This is a genomic window from Emticicia sp. SJ17W-69, from assembly GCF_051209875.1.
In the GTDB taxonomy this organism is placed as follows: domain Bacteria; phylum Bacteroidota; class Bacteroidia; order Cytophagales; family Spirosomataceae; genus Emticicia.
Genome location: NZ_JBNTQY010000001.1, coordinates 2,371,521 through 2,391,519, shown reverse-complemented (window position 1 = coordinate 2,391,519; position 19,999 = coordinate 2,371,521). Strand labels below are relative to the sequence as shown.

The window sequence follows — 19,999 nt, the reverse complement described above, 5'->3', positions numbered from 1 at the left end:
TGACCTTTTTTATTGATAAATAAAAAATTAAGCATGAATTTTGACTAATTTTGTGCAGAAATTATTTCATTTGAAGATGCAAAATCCAATCAATAAAAGCAATCGTCTCAATAATTTGAGTTATGCTATTCGTGGACCAGTTTTTGAAAAAGCTCAACAACTGGAAGCTATTGGGCAAAAAATCATCAATCTCAACATCGGTAATCCAGCACCGTTTGGTTTTGATGTTCCTGATGAAATTGTCCATGATATGATTATGAATATCCGCAATGCACAAGGTTATGTGCATCATTTGGGTATTTTTGCCGCCCGCAAGGCTATCATGCACTATACGCAGCAAATTGGTATTCATGGAGTTACGATTGATGATATATTTATTGGTAATGGTGTGAGCGAACTCATCGTTATGACTATGCAAGCACTACTCAATGATAACGATGAAATCTTAATTCCTTCACCAGATTATCCATTATGGACCACTTCTGTGGCACTTTCAGGAGGAAAACCAGTACACTATATTTGTGATGAAGAATCTGACTGGAATCCAGATTTGGACGATATTCGTAGAAAAATCACAAGAAAAACGAAGGGAATTGTTATTATCAATCCAAATAATCCTACTGGAGCTGTCTATGAAAAAGATGTTTTAGAAGGAATTATGAAAATCGCTGCCGAACATAATCTAATCGTGTTTGCTGACGAAATTTATGATAAAATTCTTTTTGATGGGGCTAAACATATTCCGATGGCATCATTGAGTGACGATGTTTTTGTGATGACCTACGGAGGATTATCAAAAAATTATCGTGCGACAGGTTTTCGTGGTGGTTGGGTAATTTTGAGTGGAGCAACACACCGAGCCAAATCATTTGTTGAAGGTTTTACACTTTTGGCAAGTTTACGCTTATGTGCCAATGTTCCCGCACAATATGCAATTCAAACAGCATTAGGTGGGTATCAGAGTATCAATGATTTGGTTGCTCCTTCAGGGCGTTTGTGTAAACAGCGTGATTTGGTACATTACAAAATGACAGATATTCCTGGTATCACTTGTGTCAAACCCAAAGGTGCATTATATCTTTTCCCAAAAATAGATTTAAGAAAATTCTCGTTCAGAGATGACGAACAATTTACCTATGATTTGCTTTGTGAACAAAAAGTTTTGGTTGTTTCAGGTACTGGTTTTAACTATATCAAACCTGATCATTTCCGAATTGTTTTCTTAGCATCAACCGAAGAGTTAGAAACGGCTACTGGTAGAATTCGTCATTTCTTAGACCATACTCGGATAAGAATTGACGAAATGGAAATGGCATAAAACAATTATGAATTAAGAATGTAGAATTAGGAATTTTGTTCTTCTAAAATTTCATAATAATAGTTCAAGCATTCTTAATTCTACATTCTTAATTCTACATTCTTAATTGAACTCTATGCTTCATCTTGGAATAAAAAATACTTTACGCATCCTTAGAGGTACAACCGTTGGCATGTTTTTAGGCGACGAAGAGGGAAATGATGTGCTTTTGCCTAAAAAATATGTTCCCGAAGATGCAATCGTAGGAGATGACATTGAGGTTTTTATCTATAAAGATTCAGAAGATAGAATCATTGCTACCACACTCGAACCTAAAATACAATTAAATGAATTTGCTTGTTTACAAGTAAGAGCTGTTACTGGTATAGGTGCTTTCTTGGATTGGGGTTTAGAAAAAGATTTGTTTGTGCCATTTAGAGAGCAAAACAAAAAAATGGAAGAAGGTAAATGGTATGTTGTCTATTTGTATTTAGATGAAGAAACAGACCGTTTGGTGGCATCTTGCAAAATAAATCGGTATTTTGAAAAAGAAAACATTGATTTAGCCATTGGACAAGAAGTTGATTTATTGGTTTTTGAAGAGACTGATATGGGTATGAATGTTATTATTAACGGTAAATACAAAGGCCTCATTTATGAGAATCAAATTTTTCAGCGAATAAAAATAGGTACTCAAACCAAAGGATATATCAAAAATATCAGAGAAGATAAACGTATTGATGTAAGTCTGCAAAAACAAGGGTATGAAAATGTAGAACCAAATGCAGAACGTATCTTAGAAAAACTCAAAGCTAATAATGGTTTTTTGGATATTACCGATAAAAGTGATGCCAATTATGTCATGTATCAATTGGAAATGAGTAAAAAAACCTTCAAAAAAGCTATTGGAGCATTATACCGACAAAGAATCATTAGACTTGAAGATGATGGCATTTACTTAGTGTAGATTTTAGATGCTAGATGCGGGATATGAGATATGGGATATGAGAACAAACACTAATAAAAAAGCTCAAACAATTGATAATCAATTATTTGAGCTTTTTTGTTTTTCCTCTTGAATCTAATATCTCATTTTCCGCATCTAAAATCTCGAATCTTCTTCCTATTTATTCAATTCCGTTGCCAAAACCATTCTAATCTTCAGTTTAGCACCCAGTGACATCGCATCGACTAAATCTTGAACAGTCAATGAACTTTCAGCACGTAGCACTACCGTTGGCTCTTCCATTCCTTGCACAGCAGTCATCAACCTTTCCTCTAATTGCGGAAATGGTACTGGTGTACTATTAATATAATAAACTTTATCTTTTGTAATAGTCAGTGAAACAGGTTGTTTGCTCACATCATGGGTTGATTTTGAAGATTTTGGTAGCAATAATTTAATCACATTTGGATTACCCAATGTTGAAATAATCAAGAAAAATAACAGCAAAAAGAACATAATATCGTTCAATGATGATGTTGATACTTCAGCTTCAAATCTTCTTTGTCTTTTGAGTTTCATTGGAAAAAACGTTTAGCTCTATACTTTAGGCTGTAAGCTATATGCAAAAAAAGTTTTTTTGATTAAATTAAAAAAAGCCTAACGCCTGAGGCCTATTAATTATTTTATCTCACTGGTTCATTCAATGTATCAAGAAAATCCATTACTGTTGCTTGCAAATGAATCCCGAATTTATCTATCATCATATTGATTCCATGATAGCCAATATAGCCAACCAAGCCAACAACAAGTCCAGAACATGACGAAATCATTTTTTCATAAAGACCATTAGCAATAATTTCGATTGTAAAGTTTCCAGTTGTACCGATGTCATAAAAAATTCTAATAATACCTAAAATCGTACCGATAAAGCCTAAAATTGGGGCAATTCCGGCAATTAAGCCCAAATATCCCATATTTTTTTCCATTTTTGACACCTCAAGATTCGATTGAATCTCCATCGCACTCTCAATATCTTTCACTGGGCGACCAATGCGGGTAATTCCTTTTTCCAATATTCTGGCAATTGGCAGATTGGTACTTTTGCATAGTGTTGCTGCGGTGCGTAAATCTCCTCGTAAAATATTATCTTTCAACGATCTCAAAAATCCAAAGTCAATATTCGATGCTGCTTTGATAAAAAGATAGCGTTCGATAATAAAAAACAATGCCATGAAAAGCAAAAATAAAATTGGGTAGATAACAACCCCTCCTTTCAAGAGTAAAGTTAAATAATTGATTGATTGTGCATTGGCGGCAGTGGCCGTCGAGTCAACTTGGAGCAAAATCGTTTGTAGCATAAAGGTTGAGAATGTAGGTTTCCGTTATTAAACTTTAAAATACTTAAATTTAGTATGCAAATCTATATTTTTTTCTTTATAAATGTTAATACTTCTGAGTTTTGAAATATGGGTTAGAACTTAGTACCACAACTAGCGACTCAGAACTATTTAAGCACCCATTGATTTAAGAGCAATTTTCATATTTTCCATTTGACGTTTCTTTTGTAAGATCACAGGAGCAGCAACTCTTTCTTTACAATCAAATAAACGACAACGCTCGCAAGTTTGATTTACCTCCCTTACTTGAATTTTCGGGTCAGCCAAAAACTTAAACTTATTTCTTAAATTATCATTCAGTTCAAAGCCCATCGTTACACTAATATTCAGATGCGAAATGATATTCAAAGGTCTTGCCATTGACATCACAAAATATTGATCAGCATCTACGTAATTCGATATTTGTACGCCAACTAAAGGTTCTTTGTATTTCCCATTTTGTTGTAAATTAGAAAGATCATCCAAAATATTCAGTGAAATCCATCGGCGACAATAATGTTCTTTTTGTGTTTCATGCGGATTATGTTTTTTTGACAAGTGCATTTCTTTGGTCAAATGATATTCTTTTTGCCCTGATGGAGATTCAAAACGAAGGAAAAATATACCGTCAATTCCAAAATATTTTGGTAAAACATTGCTTATGCGATGATAGAGCGTTTCGGGCGTTGCTTGAAAATAGTCAGCCAAGTCAATCAAGGTTTTATCATTCCAAGTCTCTTGATTGAACATTTTTTCTAACTTTTCAATCAACTTTTCTTTTCTAATTAAAATTGCTCCTGCAAAATATGAAGCATTAAAATTATTTAAAACTTGATCAAAAGATTTTACTTCTACCCATGAAGAGGTGTAAGGTCTGTCTTTCACTTTCATAAATAAAAAACCCAACTCTCGACCGAGAGTAAAGGCTCTTTGGTCAGAAGTAATACGTTTATTGATGAGTAATGTATTTGTTTTTGGTAAAAAAACCGAACGAATATTTACTATATCAGGATAATCTTCTTCATCAAAATATTTTATTGTAAAGCCATACTTATCCGTCAATAAATTTGAGAGATAATATTCATCAATCTGTTGATCTGGGGGAATATTATTTTCGCTTAAAAATTTATCAACCTCTTCTTCGATTTCAGGGAAATAGTTATCGTGCATTTCTTGATATGAACGCAAAACAGCAAAATAAAACTGTTCAACCGACATATTATAACTCCTCCCGATTTCAATAATAGTACTGATGAAAGCACTCAATTTGGTAGGTGCATCAGAAAGTAATTCAAGTAAGTCGGCAGGAGAAATACCAAAAATTTCAAAAGGTAATTCGGTTAAAAAATTGGAATGAAGAAGTTCGGAAATAGGTTCTAACTTTTTATTAAGTTTAAGTGAAACTAATGTATCATAATCTACACCCATTGCCTCAGCTAAGGCTACTATTTTATCAGATTTTGGATACTTTTTACCTTTTTCAATTTCATTGATGTATGACATCGAAAGCCCAGATTTTTGAGCAAGTTCGGTCAGTGACATGGCTTTATCGAGACGAAGTTGTTTAAGTTTTAGTCCAAATACAAGGCGAATGTTGTCAGTATTGAGGCTCATTGATTATTATAGGGTTTCTTTGGTTCTTATAGGAAAGGTGTGTGAATAGCAAATTTATAGTAATTAAGAATAAAGGTAACAAAATTGTGCAAATTTCAAGCATGTTTCTTGAAAAAACACAAAAAAAGCGTTTGTTAATTAACAAACGCTTTCTAAAATAAATATTAAAATTTTCAAATTAGCTCTCTTTTTCGCTCTGTCTGTTTGAGATTTCTAAACACTATTTCTCTATTAAAAACACCACTTTTCTCCAATTCAGCAATTGATTCAACTGTATTATTGAGTAGATTTTCAATATCTTTCATTGATTGATGCAATGAAATTGATACACGAAAACCAGAATGTTTTAATGGTACACTTGGAAATGAAGCAATACTCATGATAAAACCTCTATCTTGCATTTTTTCGCCAAACTGTGCCATAGCTTCTACACTACCAAGTACGATAAACCCAATAGGTGTATGCGAATTTGGACTAATAAGAGGTATTTCAAGTTCACGTACTTGCTGTTTAAAGAATTTTATTCTTTCGTTGAGCATGGCTTGTCGCTCATAAATTTCTTCCGATAAATGAATATCAGCCAATGCCGAAGCAGCAGTAATGCCTGCGTGCATTGTTGGAGATGAAAAGATCACTGGCAAACCCAATTTATGTACTAAATCCTTTGCTTTCTGATTGGGAAATACCATGGCAGCATTTGTAGCCCCAAAACCTTTATTCAAGGAACTAATTACGTACATTTTTTCATGTCGAGGCAATTTATGGAAACAATAACCCTTACCATTCTCTCCAATCCAGCTCATTCCGTGAGCATCATCAATATATAAATGAAATTTATCATAAGCATTGAGCAATACTTCAAGATCAGCAAAAGGAGCTACATCACCTTGCATCGAAAAAACCCCATCAGTCAAATACCAAACCTTACTGTAAGATTCACTTAATATTTTAATTCTCTTTTCAAGATCTCCCATCTGATTATGCCTTAACACTTCAGAATAAATACCACCACCTTTGAGATATTGAACAGCAATGTTTACGCTTTTATGAACAAATTGGTCAGTAATAATTGCATCATTAGGACCAATAATTAAAGGTAAATAAGCAAAATGTCCTAATGAAACATTATTTACAAGAAAAGTTGGCAATCCATAAATCTTTTCAAGTTTAGCTTCTAATTCAAGATAATGATCAAATGAAAGGTAAGTGCGAGAAACAGATGAAAAAACGCCGTATTTTTCGATTCCTTCGATCGCTGCTTTTTTTACCCTTGGGTCGTTCTCTAATGCTAAATAGCTATTGGTAATAAAATTAGTTAATCTTTTGCCTTTGTAATGAATAATGTTGTTGGAGCCTTCATCTTTTTGAGACTCTAAAAACATTAATCCCCTATTTTTAGCTTCGCCAAACAAATCGCTCACATATTGCAATTCTCGTGAAAGGTGTTCCATAATTTAAAATTTGGTTTTTATATACCTTATTTATGGAAAAAATAATGCCAAACTGCAATCACTACAAAATAATATTTGCATATATAAATTTTCTATCTAATTTTAAGCTGAATTAAAGCATTAAATGAATTTTTTGAAATTAATAACAATAATGATATTTGCACTCATGGGCTTGACCACTTATGGCATCCTCCATGATTATCAGTTATTAATATCAATTGGTCATATTTTATTGTTGCCTTCAGTGGGTCTTTGGTATGCTATAAAAAGAAACTGGTCGTGGAAAAGTATTGATAAAACCATGTACTTGGCCTTTGCATTAGGTTCATTTGCTGATTCAGTGATTTTAATTGATTGGGGACGAACTGGAGAATTCCTTTCAATATCAATTGCTTCAATGATGCATCTTTTGATAATCATCGTTTTCCGCAAAGAAGGAACTCGAATTTATTCTGATAAAATGCAGGATCTTCCTAAAATAGCAATTCCTTTCTTATTCATCTTTTTTTTCTTTGGCTATGTCTTAATGCCTTCAGTTCCTGATTCTATTTATCTGGTTTCTATAATGTATGCTCTTTTAGAAGTACTTTTAGTTTCGCACGGTTTTTTTAGAATTGCAACGGGTAAAAGCTATTTATGGGTGATTTTTGGGGTAATAATGGTTCTTTTTAAAGATGCTATTTATAGTTTTCATTTCTTTATTTATAATAATACTAAAATATATCTTTACGCCATTCAGTATCCTGCAAACATTTTAGCTTATTATATGATTGCTGTGGGCGTAGCAATCAACCAAAATAATAGGAAGGCGATATCAAAATTATCAATTTGGATATATATAAAAAACTGTTTCAAATTATTGTTTCATTTCAAAAACTTTACTCACTTCCGCCGTACACTCATCCGTAAAAGTATTCTTCCATTACCTAAAAATTTAGCCAACTCCCAAATTGGTTAGTCGAAACTTTTCAGCTTTAAAATGCGTTTCATTATTGAAACATAGCATATTTTTGTATGAATTGGCATAAAATCACAGAAGAAACTCAATTAGAAGAAATTAGGCAAATATCTCATAACCAACCAGTTATGATTTTGAAACATAGCACAACTTGCTCAATTAGTGCCACTGCATTAGCTCGATTAGAAAGAGCTTGGAAAGATAACGAAGCTGGAAATCTTCAACCTTATTATTTGGATTTATTGAAATATCGACCTATTTCAAATAAAATAGCTCAAACTTTTGATGTTGAACATGAATCTCCACAAGTTCTTATTATTAAAGAGGGAAAATCAATTTACGATGCTTCTCACTTTGATATTAGATTTGATGAAATAATTAGCAATATGTAAGATTCTGGATATGAGATTCGAGAAATTCTTTTGATAAAAAACCTCGAATCTCATATTTCTTATCTAAACGATCCATTCAAAAGTAAAAACTTGTTCAATTTCAGGGTGTAAACTTAATGCAACTGGACAAGTATGAGCCGTTCTTATGTATTTGGCTTTTACTTCTTCAGAAAGCTCAACTGGAGTTTTCATTTTAAAATTAACTTCAATGCGAGCGATTTTTCTTGGTGGCTCGGAAGACATAATTTTGGTAATTTCAATTTCTGAACCCGTAAAATCTATTTCATCACGACGAGCCACAATCCCCATGATTGTCATAGCACAGCTTCCCAAAGAAGTTGCAGCTAAATCAGTTGGTGAAAAAGCCTCTCCTTTTCCATTATTATCGACAGGAGCATCGGTAATTATTGCCTCTGACGAAGCGAGGTGTGTGGCCTGAGTACGTAAATCACCCAAATAAACTATTTTAGAAGTTGGCATTTTTTACAATTAATTTTCGATTACACAATAAATTCATTTTTCAAAAATAAGTTAAAATAAACAAATTGCCAATTAATAATACTACTTAAAATTGTTTCAAATTGAGTTCAAAAAAGGTCTTTTTCCAAAACTTCAAACATTTGAACAATAAATTTGTTAATTTTAATGACAGATTATAAAAAAAATACGTTTATCTTTATATATTTACAAGTCATTCTAAATTATCGAGCGGTGAAAATTAAGCTACTTAGCATATTTTTATTACTTGTTGTTGCAAATAGTTATGCACAACGCAAAGCATCTTCGCCAAAAAAAACAAGTGAAGACTACAAAATGTTTGCTTATGGAGTTACGACCAATACGAATTCAGGTCTATTAGGTGGATTTGTCATCAGACATTCACAAGCCGTAGGCACATTTAAAGGGAGTCCAATGCACCGTTATATTGCTTTAGAGGCAATCAATATTAAACATCCAAAAGAAAAATCTGAGCCAACAAGCATCGCTAATCGTTATATTTTCGGCAAAAGAAATTACTTTTTTTCGCTACGACCTGAATATGGCAGAGAATTGGTCTTTTTTAAAAAACATGGTGAGGATGGCATCGGTTTAAGTGTGATTGCAGCAGCAGGGCCTTCGATTGGTTTACAAAAACCCTATTATATCAAATATGACAAAAATGGTCGAGGAGCGATTGAGGTTGTACAATACGATCCAAATATTCATAAAGAAATTAATAAAATACAAGGTTCAGCAGGCATTTGGCAAGAATTTTTCAAAGGAATGACCATTAATCCTGGTCTTCATGTAAAGCTTGCTGCCAATATTGATATGAATACTTTTGGCAATAGTTTGACAGGTTTTGAAATTGGAATAACTTCTGAAGTTTTTAATAAAACACCTGAAATTATGTCTAATCAGTTAACAACCAATGCTAAATTTTATACATCTGGCTATCTGACAATTTATTTTGGCAATAGAAAACAAAAAACAAAATAGAATTGTTCTTCAACAAAAGCATTCAGTTGCATATTAAAAATCAATCAGATAAATCTACAAAATCTGAATAATCAAGGTTAAAAAATGATAGAATTACCCGTTGTAAGTACCGAACAACGCACTCGTCGCCCCGATTGGTTGAGAGTTAAACTTCCCATTGGCGAAAACTTCAAGAAAGTACGTGGCTTAGTTGATGAATATAAACTCCATACGATTTGTCAATCGGGTAATTGCCCAAATATGGGAGAATGTTGGGGAGAAGGGACAGCAACATTTATGATTTTGGGTAATGTATGTACCCGTAGTTGTACTTTTTGTGCAGTGGCTACTGGTCGTCCAAATGAATACGATACTGACGAACCTCGCCGTGTTGCCGAAGCAATTTTATTAATGCAAGTGAAACACGCAGTTCTTACCTCTGTCAATCGTGATGAATTGAAAGATAAAGGTGCAGAAATTTGGTATGAAACGGTGAAAGCAGTGAAAGAAGTTTCACCAAAAACTACTATTGAAACGCTTATTCCTGATACAAAAAGTAATTGGGAAGCACTTTATCGAATGATTTCAGCTGGACAAGAAGTGGTTTCGCATAACATGGAAACTGTTGAAAGACTCTACCGAACCGTTCGTCCTCAAGCAAAATATAGTCGTAGTTTAGAGCAAATTCGCCGTACTAAAGAATTTGGAAAGCGTTCAAAATCGGGGATTATGCTTGGATTAGGGGAAACACAAGACGAAGTTTTCAAAGCGATGGATGATTTAGCAGAAAACGGCTTAGATATTCTAACTCTTGGACAATATTTACAGCCAACCAAAATGCACCATGAAGTAATTGAGTTTATTCATCCTGATACATTTGCCATGTATCGTGAAGAAGGCTTGCGACGTGGTCTGAAATATGTTGAATCAGGTCCATTGGTAAGATCAAGCTATCATGCTGAAAGACATGTACATGTGTAGCATACCAGACCTCGATTGGGAAACAAAAAAAGCATCCTTCTATTTTTATGACGCAACAAAATAACTCTTCTTTAGTAGTTGAGGGTAGTTACGACTATATCATTTGTGGCGGTGGGATGGCTGGACTTTCTTTGGCTTATTACTTAAAAACCAGCACTTTAGCTCATCAATCTATCTTAATAATTGAACCACAGGAAAAAGACAAAAATGACCGAACTTGGGCTTTTTGGGAAAGTCATATAAATACTTTTGAAAATATTTTATTCAAAAAATGGTCTTCTGTGCGTTTTGGGGATGCTGCTGGAAATACACAAGTTTTAGATATTGGTAACTACCAATACAAGCTCCTACGAGGTATTGACTTCTATAATTTTGTTATTGGTGAATTAAATAAATTGGGCAATATTCAATGGGTAAAGGATTCAGTTAATAGCATCAATGAAGATAGTAATTTTGCTACTGTAATTACCCAAAATGGAGCAAGATTTCAATCAAATTATGTTTTTGATAGTACGTACAAGTTAAAACTTACTAATAAAAATAATCATAATTTACTCCAACATTTTAAAGGATATGTCATTCAAACTGACAAACCAACCTTTAATCCTGATTTACCCGACATGATGAATTTTGGCATCGAACAACACAATGAATGCCGTTTCATGTATGTACTTCCGTTTGATGAATATACTACTATTATTGAATATACCCTCTTTACTGAAAGACTTTTAGAGAAAAAAGAATACGATATTGAATTAAAAAAATATATCTCTGAAAAACTTCAATTAGAAAATTATCAAATACTTGAAGAAGAATTTGGCATCATTCCGATGAGTGATGAAGCTACTAATGAGTTCCCAAGTAAGCATGTAATCAGAATTGGAACTGCTGGAGGCTATACCAATCCTGCAACTGGTTATACTTTTCAGAATACACAAAAACGCTTAAAACGCATTGTTGAAAGTTTAGAAAAAACTGGCTCTCCATTGATCAAAGATACATGGTTTAAGAAGCGGTTTTTATTTTATTCAAGTGTACTTTTAAATGTTTTGGAGAAGAAACGAATTCCAGCCGCCGATGTTTTTGCAAGGCTTTATGAACGAAATTCACCTTCGCAGATTTTTAAATTTTTGGATGGTGAAACTAATTTTTGGGAGGAAATAAAAATTATGTATTCAACCGAAAAACCTAAATTTATTGCAGCAGTTTTTGATGTCATAAAACGCAAAATGCTACACTGATAAATAAAGTCATTTTACATAAATCATCTATCAACCTCACCCATTACAACATCTAAAGAGCCAATCACTGCAACCAAATCGGCAATCATCCCTCCTCTTGACAGTTCGGGTAATACTGACAAATTATTAAAAGAACAAGCTCTTGCTTTTACTCTGACAGGCACATCTGAGCGGCCATCTGTGCGAAAAAAGAAGCCTAATTCACCTTTTGGGTTTTCTGCACGAGCATAAAAGTCCATTTTTGGAGGGCGAATTTTCTTCGGAACAAGTGCTTGTGGGTCAAAATCTGTGGTGCGTTTGTGTTCTTTAGTGAGTTTTTCTAAAGCTTGCTCAATGATTCGGAGCGATTGCCAACATTCCTGCACACGCACATTATTTCTATCCCAACAATCACCCACTTGTCCAACCTCACCCCTACCCACAGGAATATCAAAGTCTATTTCTGAATAAACCGAATAAGCATCTACTTTTCTTAAATCCCATTTAAGGCCAGAACCTCTCAAAACTGGGCCTGTGCAACCATAATTTACAGCCATTGCCAATGGTAAAACACCTACATTGGCAGTTCGATTGATGAAAATATGATTTTCAATCACTAATTGTTGTAATTCGATTAATTTGGGCTTTAAATACTCAACAAATTCAGTACAACGCTCTTCAAAACCAACTGGAAGGTCATAGAAAAGGCCACCTACCCAAATATAATTGTATAACATTCTTGCTCCACAAAGCCATTCCAGCATTCGCATGATATGCTCACGATCACGGAAAATCCATAAGAAAGGCGTTGCTGCACCAATATCAAGTGCATAAGTGCCAATTGCAATAAAATGTGACGCCAAACGGTTCAACTCAGCTACCAAAACTCTGATATATTCTACTCTTTTGGGTAAATCTTTATCAATTCCGAGCATTTTTTCGATACCCATCACATACGCCAACTCTGAATTCATGGCTGCTACATAATCCAGTCTATCCACATAAGGAATACTTTGGTTGAAAGGCAAACTTTGTGCGTGTTTCTCGAAACAACGGTGAAGATAGCCTAAATGAGAAACCACATCTACTACAATTTCTCCATCAGTCACTACCTCTAAGCGTAAAACTCCATGAGTAGATGGATGTTGTGGGCCAAGATTCAATACCATTTCTTCCGAATATAAATCTTCGGGTTTATATTTATTTGGCTCTGAAATAGTCAGATTTTCCGGACGATATTTATATTGTACGTGTTGCAAATTTTGTGATTGAGTTTAGCTAATCGACAATTTAGAAAATTGTCATACATTAAAAAAGAGTTTTTATATCTTCGTAACAAAATGTTTACCAAAAGTACAGATGCAAAACGTTCTTCACAAAGAATTTTACGAAAAACATGATACACTCACCCTTGCGAAGCAATTGCTGGGTTGCACACTCGTTCATAATGGCATAGAAGGACAGACTTCTGGCATCATAGTTGAAACTGAAGCCTATCTAAAAAGTGACCCCGCTTGCCATGCTTACCGAAAAAAATCTGCAAGAAATGCCCCCATGTTTGAAGGTGCTGGTGTGAGTTATGTTTATCTCATTTATGGGCTACATCATTGTTTTAATATTGTTAGCGGAGCAGAGGGCATTGGCGAAGCAGTGCTAATTCGTGCTTTAGAACCAACTGAAGGCATTGAACTGATGCAAGAACGCCGTAAAACCAAAGATTTAAGAAATTTATGTAGCGGCCCAGCCAAATTAGTACAAGCAATGGGAATTACTCCTCACTTTAATTTCTTATCATTAAATTCTGATAAACTTTATTGTCTCAAACCACAAAACACTGACTATCAAGTCATTACAACTACACGCATTGGCATTACACAAGGAGTCGATTTACCTTATCGGTTTTATATTGAGGGGAATAGGTTTGTTAGTCGGAAGTAGCTATTTACGACCGAACATCTATATTTTTAAAACTCCAATTGCAAATTTTTCAATTAAAAACCTTTTTATTCAGACCTCACCTCACAACCGCTGCATTGTCTGTTTTACCATTGAATTTTTCCAAGTCGAGAAATCACCTGCTAAAATATGCTCACGTGCTTGTCCAACAAGCCATAAATAAAAAGTCAGGTTGTGAACAGAAGCTATTTGTGCTGCTAAAATCTCATCGCATTTTACCAAATGGCGAAGATATGCCCTTGAATAAAAAGTACTCACATAACCACCAAGCATTTCATCAATAGGAGAAAAATCATCTTTCCATTTTTCATTTCTGATATTAATAATGCCTTGTGTAGTAAATAACATCCCATTCCGTGCGTTACGAGTTGGCATGACGCAGTCGAACATATCAATTCCGAGTGCAATCCCTTCCAAAATATTTTCAGGAGTTCCGACTCCCATCAAATAACGAGGCTTGTCTTTTGGTAGAATATCATTGACATAGTCAATGGTTTCATACATTTTTTCGGCGGGTTCACCTACCGCCAAGCCACCAATCGCATTTCCTTCTCGGTTTTGTTCGGCAACCAATTCAGCAGATTTTATACGTAAATCTTTATAGGTACTTCCCTGCACAATCGGAAAAAGTGCTTGTGAATAGCCATATTTCCCTTCAGTGCTATCAAAGCGATTGATACAACGTGTGAGCCAACGGTGTGTCATTTCCATTGATTTTCTGGCATATTCATAATCGCAGGGGTACGGAGCACATTCATCAAAAGCCATAATAATATCCGCACCAATCACTCGTTGGATATCCATGACACTTTCAGGTGTAAATAAATGTCTCGAACCGTCAATATGCGACTGAAATTTCACGCCTTCCTCTGAAATCTTACGAATATCTTTCAAAGAAAAAACCTGATAACCTCCCGAATCGGTCAAAATTGGACCTGACCAACCATTAAATTTATGTAGTCCGCCCGCACGTTCCAAAATATCAAGTCCTGGACGGAGATATAAATGGTAAGTATTTCCCAAAATAATCTGAGCTTTTATATCATTCACCAATTCACGTTGATGAACAGCCTTTACGGTAGCAGCAGTACCAACAGGCATAAAAATTGGCGTTTGGATTTCGCCATGGTCAGTCGTTATTTTACCCGCACGAGCCTTCGATTGGGTGTCAGTTTTTTGCAATTCATATTTCATGGAGCAAATTTCAACCTTCATTTTGGCTAATACAAGTATTTATTCATTGATTTTTAAATCAACTTTTCTATTCCTTTCGTTGAAGCTTTGTATATTTGCAAAATATTTCACCTAAACCGCATATACAATGGTGTTTTGGCACTATTTACTACCGTTTATTTTTTTTGCTGCTGTCATCATTCAATTGGCTTTTATCTTGGGGATTTTCACTCGCCTTCTCTCTCATTTTGACTTTGAGCGAGATTCCGAGCAAGTGAAAAAACCTGGTGTTTCGATTGTTGTCGCTGCTTGGAACGAATTGGAAAATTTGAAAGAGTTATTACCACTTTTAGAAGCCCAAGAATATCCAAATTTTGAAATTATTGTTGCCGATGACCGTTCGCATGATGGCTCTTACGATTATCTATTGTTTAATGAAGGTGGATATAAAAAAGTGAGCTTTGTTAGGATTGAGAGCTTACCTTCTCATTTTACAGCAAAAAAATATGCTGTAACAATGGGAATTAAGAAAGCCTCAAAAGAAATCATCCTTTTGACTGATGCTGATTGCCGCCCGACAAGTACCCATTGGATTGATACAATGGTGGCTCAAATGACACAAGGAAAAGATGTTGTGTTAGGCTTTTCTCCTTATGAATATGAAGATTCTCGACTCAATTCTTTGATTCGTTACGAAACATTTCAAACAGCCATTCAGTATTTTTCGTTTACTTTGGCCAAAATGCCATACATGGGAATTGGCAGAAACTTGATGTATCGCCGAGAATTATTTTGGGTAACCAATGGTTTTGCAAGTCATCATGGGCTTTTAGGGGGTGATGATGATTTATTTATCAATGAAGCCTCAAATAAAGAAAATGTCGCTATTTGTATTGACTCAGCAGCACATGTTATGTCAGTACCAAAGAAAACATGGAAAGAATGGATTACACAAAAACGCAGACATTTATCAGTAGGAAAACGCTATAAGTTACGTGATAAAATCTCCTTGGGGCTATTGGCAGCAACTCATTTAATTTGTTGGTTTTGGTTTTTACCCGTATTTTTCATTCAACCTGATTGGTTTGAAGCTCCTGAGTGGTCAAGAATTCCAACTTATTTATTAGATGATAATAACCTGCAAGATTTTTATTTGTATAATGATTGGATGCGTTTAATAACTTTCGTTTTCTTTTTATGGTTATTTATTCGTTGGATTGTATTGGCAAAGTCAAATAAAAAACTCAATAATACCGTTAGTTCATGGAAAATACCTTATTATGATTTGCTTTATGCTGGTTATTATTTAATTTTTGGGCTTATCACTATTTTTTCAAATCCAAAGAAAATTAAATGGCGTTGAAATAGTCGATAGTATTCAAACGACGATCAATAGATCACGCAAACATTTTTATATCTATGCAGTCAGATATTAACATAATTATAAAATACTTTCCCAAGCTGTCAGAAAAACAGTTGAAGCAGTTCGGGCAGTTGCAAGAATTATATACTTTTTGGAATGCTCAAATCAACGTGGTTTCTCGTCAAGATATTGAAAATCTGTACGAAAAACACGTTTTACATTCTTTGGGAATTGCTAAAGTGATGTCTTTTAAAGCTGGAACCGAAATATTAGATGTTGGCACAGGCGGAGGTTTTCCTGGCATTCCATTGGCAATTTTATTTCCAGAATGTCATTTTCATTTAGTAGATTCTATTGGCAAAAAAATAAAGGTTGTTACAGAAGTTGCACAGTCCATTGGTTTGAAGAATTTGACAGCACAACATGAACGTGCTGAAAACGTAGCAAATGATTATGATTTTGTCATAAGCCGAGCAGTTACAAGACTTAAACCATTTTATGGTTGGGTGAAAGATAAAGTGACGAACAATCATTTCAATGATTTAAAAAATGGCATTTTATACTTAAAAGGGGGCGATTTAGAGGAAGAATTACAAGAATTTGGTGGCAAATATAGCCTTTATAACCTCTCTGAGTATTTTGAAGAAGAATTCTTTGAGACAAAAAAAGTAGTTTATGTACCATTTTAATTTGAAGATTAGAAAATTTGAAAATTCAAAAAAACGTTTTCATTTATCAGAATATCATTATCTTCAAATTGTAAATCTCAAAATTATCAAATTAATAAAATTATGAACGAAAGATTTTCAGCAAGTACCATCAAAAACCCTTTGATGCCAGACGAAGTAATTTTCGGTGAGAAAGGTGTTACTTTTAAAGAACGTAAAGTATTTAGTAGTAACGAAAACTTTGTTTTTTACAATGATATTGCAGGTGTTGAGATCGACTCGGGGATCTTTTTCTCCACCATTCGTATCAAAGCACGTGCAAGAGAACATGAGATTATTATTGAAAACTTTGTAAAATCTGATGCAAGAAAAATCAAAGAGTTAATCTTAGAACGAGCAACACACTAAGGGCGTTTATCAACTCAAAAAAATAAATTAAAAAAAAGTTTATTTTTTTATTGACAACAAAAAGTAAAAAGCGTACCTTTGCATTATGATTTCGAAACAACGAAATTATAACCGAAAAACAAATTCCCGAATAGCTCAGTCGGTTAGAGCATCTGACTGTTAATCAGAGGGTCGCTGGTTCGAGCCCAGCTTCGGGAGCAGAGTTAAAAGCCTTATAATCAGACGATTATAAGGCTTTTTTATTGGATTTATTAGTTTATCTACTATCCCAAATTTGGAGATAAATAATTTAGAAGAAATTGAACATAAAAACAAAGAATTTCAAGGAGATCATTTCAATGATCAATGAATAAAATTAGACTTTCAACGATAAATACAAATATAACCCTAAAGATAGTACAAATATATAGATAGAAATATACAGATAAGTATTTGTCCAAAAATCTTTAAAAATCACTTTTTAAAAGATTTTTACCATCTGTATTTTTAATTTGAATCCAATCAACAGACCCTGATCCTAAAAACGCAATTTGGATAAATTTCAATTTACCCACATTTCCAGTGTATGGCAATGTGTATAACAATTCACCGTTGGCATAAATATTTAACACCTTATTTTTAGTTGTAAACTTTATTTTTATCCATTTTGAAGTGTCAAAGCCTTTCAATGGAGGCTTTGGATTAGTGATTGGACTATTGTAACCGATTTCAGTATCCCCAATTTTAATACGAGAATATTCTGTACAAGTAGGTTCTAAAATATTGAATGATATTACTCCTTTTTTTCCATTATAAACACCCACTAAATCAATCCCAACATCAAAGCAACGAATCCCCCCTTCTTCGATTGGATTTTTTACCATCGTTTCAAATTCTAAATGATCACAATCAAAATCAAAATCTGAAATATTTATAAATGCTGTAAGATAATGTCCTTCAGCATCCAAAACATTAGAAGGTACTTTATTTGGCGATAAATGTAAAACTCCATTTATATTCTCCTCATTTTTTTTATAATAGTGTAGTTTATTCCCGCTTCCGGCAATCGCAAACCAACCATCTGAAGGAATAATCATTGGAAATACTTTTTTGAGAGTATCAACATATAAAATGGGTGTAAGTTCTCGTGGTGCTGTATATGTATGCTTAAATACACCCTTATTTGTCAAAAGCTTGACTTTTTTTCTATCACCATAATCAAAATAGGCACTATCATAAGAATATGAAGAAATATCATACTTAAATAAAACGGTGGTTGGTATCGCTTTACCTTTTGGAAAAGTAAACGATAATTTAATATTATCATTTTTGAGTGATACATTTTTAGGTATCATCAAAATAATAAGAATAAAAATTAAGATAAACGATAAAATATACTTAAAAATTACTTCGTAATTCCTTTTTCGATTTACATCATTGTTTGAGTCATTTTCAACAAAATTTAAGCTATCTGACTGGATCTGAATATTTGTATTAGCATTCAGTTTCAATAATAGTTTATTCAAAAAATAATGTTTTGCAATTTTAAAATTGTCTAATTTTATTAACTCTAATGAAGACAAATCGTCTTCTTTCTTCAAAATAAAAATCGCAAGTACGTATATTGCTGTATTTCGATTGCTAATATTCTTTTCGAGTAAGCCAACTATCGATTCTCCTGTAATTTTTAATCCATATACTTTTAGTAATTCTTCGATTTCTAAAGCAGTAAATTCCCAGTCAGTTTTAGTAAATTTTTCGATATCCTTTTCCAACAAAGGTTTCGTTGATGTCAACTCCCATGCTTTTTTTAAAATCAATAAAATTTGTTCTTTATTAATCGCTTGCATACCAGTAAATATATCAATTTGTTCAAAATCTCATGTAATTCCCAAATATTTCTACATTCCAAAAATCAATCAAAACTAATATTTGCACAATTTTCAAATCTAAAACTTCACAATTATGAAAACATTTTCAAAAATCTATTTGGCCTGCTGGATATTTCTTAGTGGCTGTAAGTATGACGTTCAATTGCCAGAAAGTCACAAATCGGTGAGTACCCAAACTTCAGGGCAGTTTCGTCTTGCTACTGACGAATCTTTTGCTAAAACGATTACTTTAACCAATTATAAACATTGGCGAGAAAGTGATATTCCTACAAATATGAGTAAAGACTCTAAAGCTGCTTGTATAAAAGCTTGGGGCTGCTTGCCAACTGCATATTTAATCGCAAGAAGGATTTATGAAAAGAAATGGGCAGTGGATGCTACTACCTACTGGGATTTGGCTGTTTCAATGGGAACAACTTGCAAAACTGGTACAGACTGGACTAAGCCAGGACGTCAAGCGAAAAATGATTTGGGCAATAAACATCGTACTTGGGAGCAAGATGCCTATACAATTAGATCAGATGCTAAAAATGCGATTAAAAAGTATTTAACCCTCGACAAACCAATCATTATTGCCGTCAGAATTAATGGAACAGCCGACCCAAGTATTATTTCAATTAATAAAAAATACAATGCAACTACCAAAAAATACGACCTTGTTGGAGTTGGACATGCCGTTGTATTGGTTGGATTAAATTTAGGAAAAGATGGCACTGGTACTGCTACCTATATAGATCCATTAGAATCTGAATCTTCGGGGAAGAATAAAAAGACTGTCAATTATACCACATTCTTAGATAGCATGAATGTTTCTGCTACCGATGGTGGCTTTTTTATGCAACCAATTGGCGTTTTTAATTAAGATAA

General features: G+C 33.8%; 20 protein-coding genes and 1 tRNA gene. 13 read left to right on the top strand and 8 right to left on the bottom strand.

The genetic code is table 11. The annotated features are described in order from the left end of the window. Positions 1–76 precede the first annotated feature (76 nt). A complete protein-coding gene (locus ACQUQZ_RS09815; protein ID WP_435354712.1) occupies positions 77–1,318 on the top strand; it encodes a pyridoxal phosphate-dependent aminotransferase in 1,242 nt (413 codons plus the stop codon). Positions 1,319–1,433: 115 nt separating this feature from the next. After that, positions 1,434–2,264: a CvfB family protein gene (locus tag ACQUQZ_RS09810; protein WP_435354711.1), complete on the top strand. Its 831-nt coding sequence runs from the start codon at positions 1,434–1,436 to the stop codon at positions 2,262–2,264. 156 nt (positions 2,265–2,420) lie between these two features. Here ACQUQZ_RS09810 and ACQUQZ_RS09805 read toward each other — a convergent pair whose 3' ends face one another. The 4 genes from ACQUQZ_RS09805 to ACQUQZ_RS09790 form a co-directional block, all read right to left on the bottom strand. Continuing rightward, on the bottom strand, positions 2,421–2,822 hold the full coding sequence (locus ACQUQZ_RS09805; RefSeq protein WP_435354710.1) for an ExbD/TolR family protein: 402 nt from the start codon (positions 2,820–2,822) through the stop codon (positions 2,421–2,423). 104 nt (positions 2,823–2,926) lie between these two features. Further along, a complete protein-coding gene (locus ACQUQZ_RS09800; RefSeq protein WP_435354709.1) occupies positions 2,927–3,601 on the bottom strand; it encodes a MotA/TolQ/ExbB proton channel family protein in 675 nt (224 codons plus the stop codon). 150 nt (positions 3,602–3,751) lie between these two features. Next, positions 3,752–5,233, bottom strand: a complete 1,482-nt coding sequence (locus ACQUQZ_RS09795; RefSeq protein WP_435354708.1) for a helix-turn-helix domain-containing protein — start codon at positions 5,231–5,233, stop codon at positions 3,752–3,754. 173 nt (positions 5,234–5,406) lie between these two features. Beyond that, the gene (locus tag ACQUQZ_RS09790) at positions 5,407–6,684 is read right to left on the bottom strand and encodes an aminotransferase class I/II-fold pyridoxal phosphate-dependent enzyme (RefSeq protein WP_435354707.1); all 1,278 of its coding nucleotides are present in this window, start codon (positions 6,682–6,684) and stop codon (positions 5,407–5,409) included. A 151-nt stretch (positions 6,685–6,835) separates the two neighbouring features. On the opposite strand from ACQUQZ_RS09790, the gene ACQUQZ_RS09785 reads away from it, so the two are divergent. Next, a complete protein-coding gene (locus tag ACQUQZ_RS09785; RefSeq protein ID WP_435354706.1) occupies positions 6,836–7,642 on the top strand; it encodes a hypothetical protein in 807 nt (268 codons plus the stop codon). Between the two features lie 56 nt (positions 7,643–7,698). Then, positions 7,699–8,034: a bacillithiol system redox-active protein YtxJ gene (gene ytxJ / locus ACQUQZ_RS09780; protein WP_435354705.1), complete on the top strand. Its 336-nt coding sequence runs from the start codon at positions 7,699–7,701 to the stop codon at positions 8,032–8,034. Between the two features lie 63 nt (positions 8,035–8,097). Here ytxJ and ACQUQZ_RS09775 read toward each other — a convergent pair whose 3' ends face one another. Further along, positions 8,098–8,514, bottom strand: a complete 417-nt coding sequence (locus ACQUQZ_RS09775; RefSeq protein ID WP_435354704.1) for an OsmC family protein — start codon at positions 8,512–8,514, stop codon at positions 8,098–8,100. A 231-nt stretch (positions 8,515–8,745) separates the two neighbouring features. On the opposite strand from ACQUQZ_RS09775, the gene ACQUQZ_RS09770 reads away from it, so the two are divergent. The 3 genes from ACQUQZ_RS09770 to ACQUQZ_RS09760 all read left to right on the top strand — a co-directional run bounded on the left by ACQUQZ_RS09770 (position 8,746) and on the right by ACQUQZ_RS09760 (position 11,714). Continuing rightward, positions 8,746–9,513, top strand: a complete 768-nt coding sequence (locus ACQUQZ_RS09770; RefSeq protein WP_435354703.1) for a hypothetical protein — start codon at positions 8,746–8,748, stop codon at positions 9,511–9,513. 84 nt (positions 9,514–9,597) lie between these two features. Beyond that, the gene (gene lipA, locus ACQUQZ_RS09765) at positions 9,598–10,473 is read left to right on the top strand and encodes a lipoyl synthase (protein ID WP_435354702.1); all 876 of its coding nucleotides are present in this window, start codon (positions 9,598–9,600) and stop codon (positions 10,471–10,473) included. A 47-nt stretch (positions 10,474–10,520) separates the two neighbouring features. Continuing rightward, positions 10,521–11,714, top strand: a complete 1,194-nt coding sequence (locus ACQUQZ_RS09760) for a lycopene cyclase family protein (RefSeq protein WP_435354701.1) — start codon at positions 10,521–10,523, stop codon at positions 11,712–11,714. A 23-nt stretch (positions 11,715–11,737) separates the two neighbouring features. Here ACQUQZ_RS09760 and ACQUQZ_RS09755 read toward each other — a convergent pair whose 3' ends face one another. After that, positions 11,738–12,952, bottom strand: a complete 1,215-nt coding sequence (locus ACQUQZ_RS09755) for an NADH-quinone oxidoreductase subunit D (RefSeq protein ID WP_435354699.1) — start codon at positions 12,950–12,952, stop codon at positions 11,738–11,740. Between the two features lie 100 nt (positions 12,953–13,052). Here ACQUQZ_RS09755 and ACQUQZ_RS09750 point away from each other — a divergent pair, with 100 nt between their 5' ends. Next, positions 13,053–13,631, top strand: coding sequence for a DNA-3-methyladenine glycosylase (locus ACQUQZ_RS09750; protein ID WP_435354698.1), 579 nt, complete (start codon positions 13,053–13,055; stop codon positions 13,629–13,631). 81 nt (positions 13,632–13,712) lie between these two features. On the opposite strand, the gene tgt is transcribed toward ACQUQZ_RS09750, so the two are convergent. Next, a complete protein-coding gene (gene tgt / locus ACQUQZ_RS09745; RefSeq protein WP_435354697.1) occupies positions 13,713–14,843 on the bottom strand; it encodes a tRNA guanosine(34) transglycosylase Tgt in 1,131 nt (376 codons plus the stop codon). Between the two features lie 127 nt (positions 14,844–14,970). On the opposite strand from tgt, the gene ACQUQZ_RS09740 reads away from it, so the two are divergent. From ACQUQZ_RS09740 to ACQUQZ_RS09725, 4 genes are all read left to right on the top strand, one after another. Then, entirely contained in the window at positions 14,971–16,185 is a 1,215-nt protein-coding gene (locus ACQUQZ_RS09740; RefSeq protein WP_435354695.1) for a glycosyltransferase, read from the top strand. A 56-nt stretch (positions 16,186–16,241) separates the two neighbouring features. Beyond that, the gene (gene rsmG / locus ACQUQZ_RS09735; protein ID WP_435354694.1) at positions 16,242–16,874 is read left to right on the top strand and encodes a 16S rRNA (guanine(527)-N(7))-methyltransferase RsmG; all 633 of its coding nucleotides are present in this window, start codon (positions 16,242–16,244) and stop codon (positions 16,872–16,874) included. Positions 16,875–16,976: 102 nt separating this feature from the next. Further along, a complete protein-coding gene (locus ACQUQZ_RS09730) occupies positions 16,977–17,261 on the top strand; it encodes a hypothetical protein (RefSeq protein WP_435354693.1) in 285 nt (94 codons plus the stop codon). Positions 17,262–17,385: 124 nt separating this feature from the next. Continuing rightward, a tRNA-Asn gene (locus ACQUQZ_RS09725) sits at positions 17,386–17,459 on the top strand. 248 nt (positions 17,460–17,707) lie between these two features. Here the strand turns inward: ACQUQZ_RS09725 and ACQUQZ_RS09720 are convergent. Next, entirely contained in the window at positions 17,708–19,090 is a 1,383-nt protein-coding gene (locus ACQUQZ_RS09720) for a hypothetical protein (RefSeq protein WP_435354692.1), read from the bottom strand. Positions 19,091–19,205: 115 nt separating this feature from the next. Here ACQUQZ_RS09720 and ACQUQZ_RS09715 point away from each other — a divergent pair, with 115 nt between their 5' ends. Beyond that, positions 19,206–19,994 carry a hypothetical protein gene (locus tag ACQUQZ_RS09715; protein ID WP_435354691.1) on the top strand — a complete coding sequence of 263 codons (789 nt, stop codon included), beginning with the start codon at positions 19,206–19,208 and terminating at the stop codon, positions 19,992–19,994. The last annotated feature ends 5 nt before the right edge of the window (positions 19,995–19,999 follow it).

Excerpts from the sequence above, each read along its gene's own strand:
- ACQUQZ_RS09815 (WP_435354712.1), top strand. The coding sequence starts at position 77 with ATGCAAAATCCAATCAATAAAAGCAATCGTCTCAATAATTTGAGTTAT.
- ACQUQZ_RS09810 (WP_435354711.1), top strand. The coding sequence starts at position 1,434 with ATGCTTCATCTTGGAATAAAAAATACTTTACGCATCCTTAGAGGTACA.
- ACQUQZ_RS09805 (WP_435354710.1), bottom strand. The coding sequence starts at position 2,822 with ATGAAACTCAAAAGACAAAGAAGATTTGAAGCTGAAGTATCAACATCA.
- ACQUQZ_RS09800 (WP_435354709.1), bottom strand. The coding sequence starts at position 3,601 with ATGCTACAAACGATTTTGCTCCAAGTTGACTCGACGGCCACTGCCGCC.
- ACQUQZ_RS09795 (WP_435354708.1), bottom strand. The coding sequence starts at position 5,233 with ATGAGCCTCAATACTGACAACATTCGCCTTGTATTTGGACTAAAACTT.
- ACQUQZ_RS09790 (WP_435354707.1), bottom strand. The coding sequence starts at position 6,684 with ATGGAACACCTTTCACGAGAATTGCAATATGTGAGCGATTTGTTTGGC.
- ACQUQZ_RS09785 (WP_435354706.1), top strand. The coding sequence starts at position 6,836 with ATGATATTTGCACTCATGGGCTTGACCACTTATGGCATCCTCCATGAT.
- ytxJ (WP_435354705.1), top strand. The coding sequence starts at position 7,699 with ATGAATTGGCATAAAATCACAGAAGAAACTCAATTAGAAGAAATTAGG.
- ACQUQZ_RS09775 (WP_435354704.1), bottom strand. The coding sequence starts at position 8,514 with ATGCCAACTTCTAAAATAGTTTATTTGGGTGATTTACGTACTCAGGCC.
- lipA (WP_435354702.1), top strand. The coding sequence starts at position 9,598 with ATGATAGAATTACCCGTTGTAAGTACCGAACAACGCACTCGTCGCCCC.
- ACQUQZ_RS09760 (WP_435354701.1), top strand. The coding sequence starts at position 10,521 with ATGACGCAACAAAATAACTCTTCTTTAGTAGTTGAGGGTAGTTACGAC.
- ACQUQZ_RS09750 (WP_435354698.1), top strand. The coding sequence starts at position 13,053 with ATGCAAAACGTTCTTCACAAAGAATTTTACGAAAAACATGATACACTC.
- tgt (WP_435354697.1), bottom strand. The coding sequence starts at position 14,843 with ATGAAATATGAATTGCAAAAAACTGACACCCAATCGAAGGCTCGTGCG.
- ACQUQZ_RS09740 (WP_435354695.1), top strand. The coding sequence starts at position 14,971 with ATGGTGTTTTGGCACTATTTACTACCGTTTATTTTTTTTGCTGCTGTC.
- rsmG (WP_435354694.1), top strand. The coding sequence starts at position 16,242 with ATGCAGTCAGATATTAACATAATTATAAAATACTTTCCCAAGCTGTCA.
- ACQUQZ_RS09730 (WP_435354693.1), top strand. The coding sequence starts at position 16,977 with ATGAACGAAAGATTTTCAGCAAGTACCATCAAAAACCCTTTGATGCCA.
- ACQUQZ_RS09720 (WP_435354692.1), bottom strand. The coding sequence starts at position 19,090 with ATGCAAGCGATTAATAAAGAACAAATTTTATTGATTTTAAAAAAAGCA.
- ACQUQZ_RS09715 (WP_435354691.1), top strand. The coding sequence starts at position 19,206 with ATGAAAACATTTTCAAAAATCTATTTGGCCTGCTGGATATTTCTTAGT.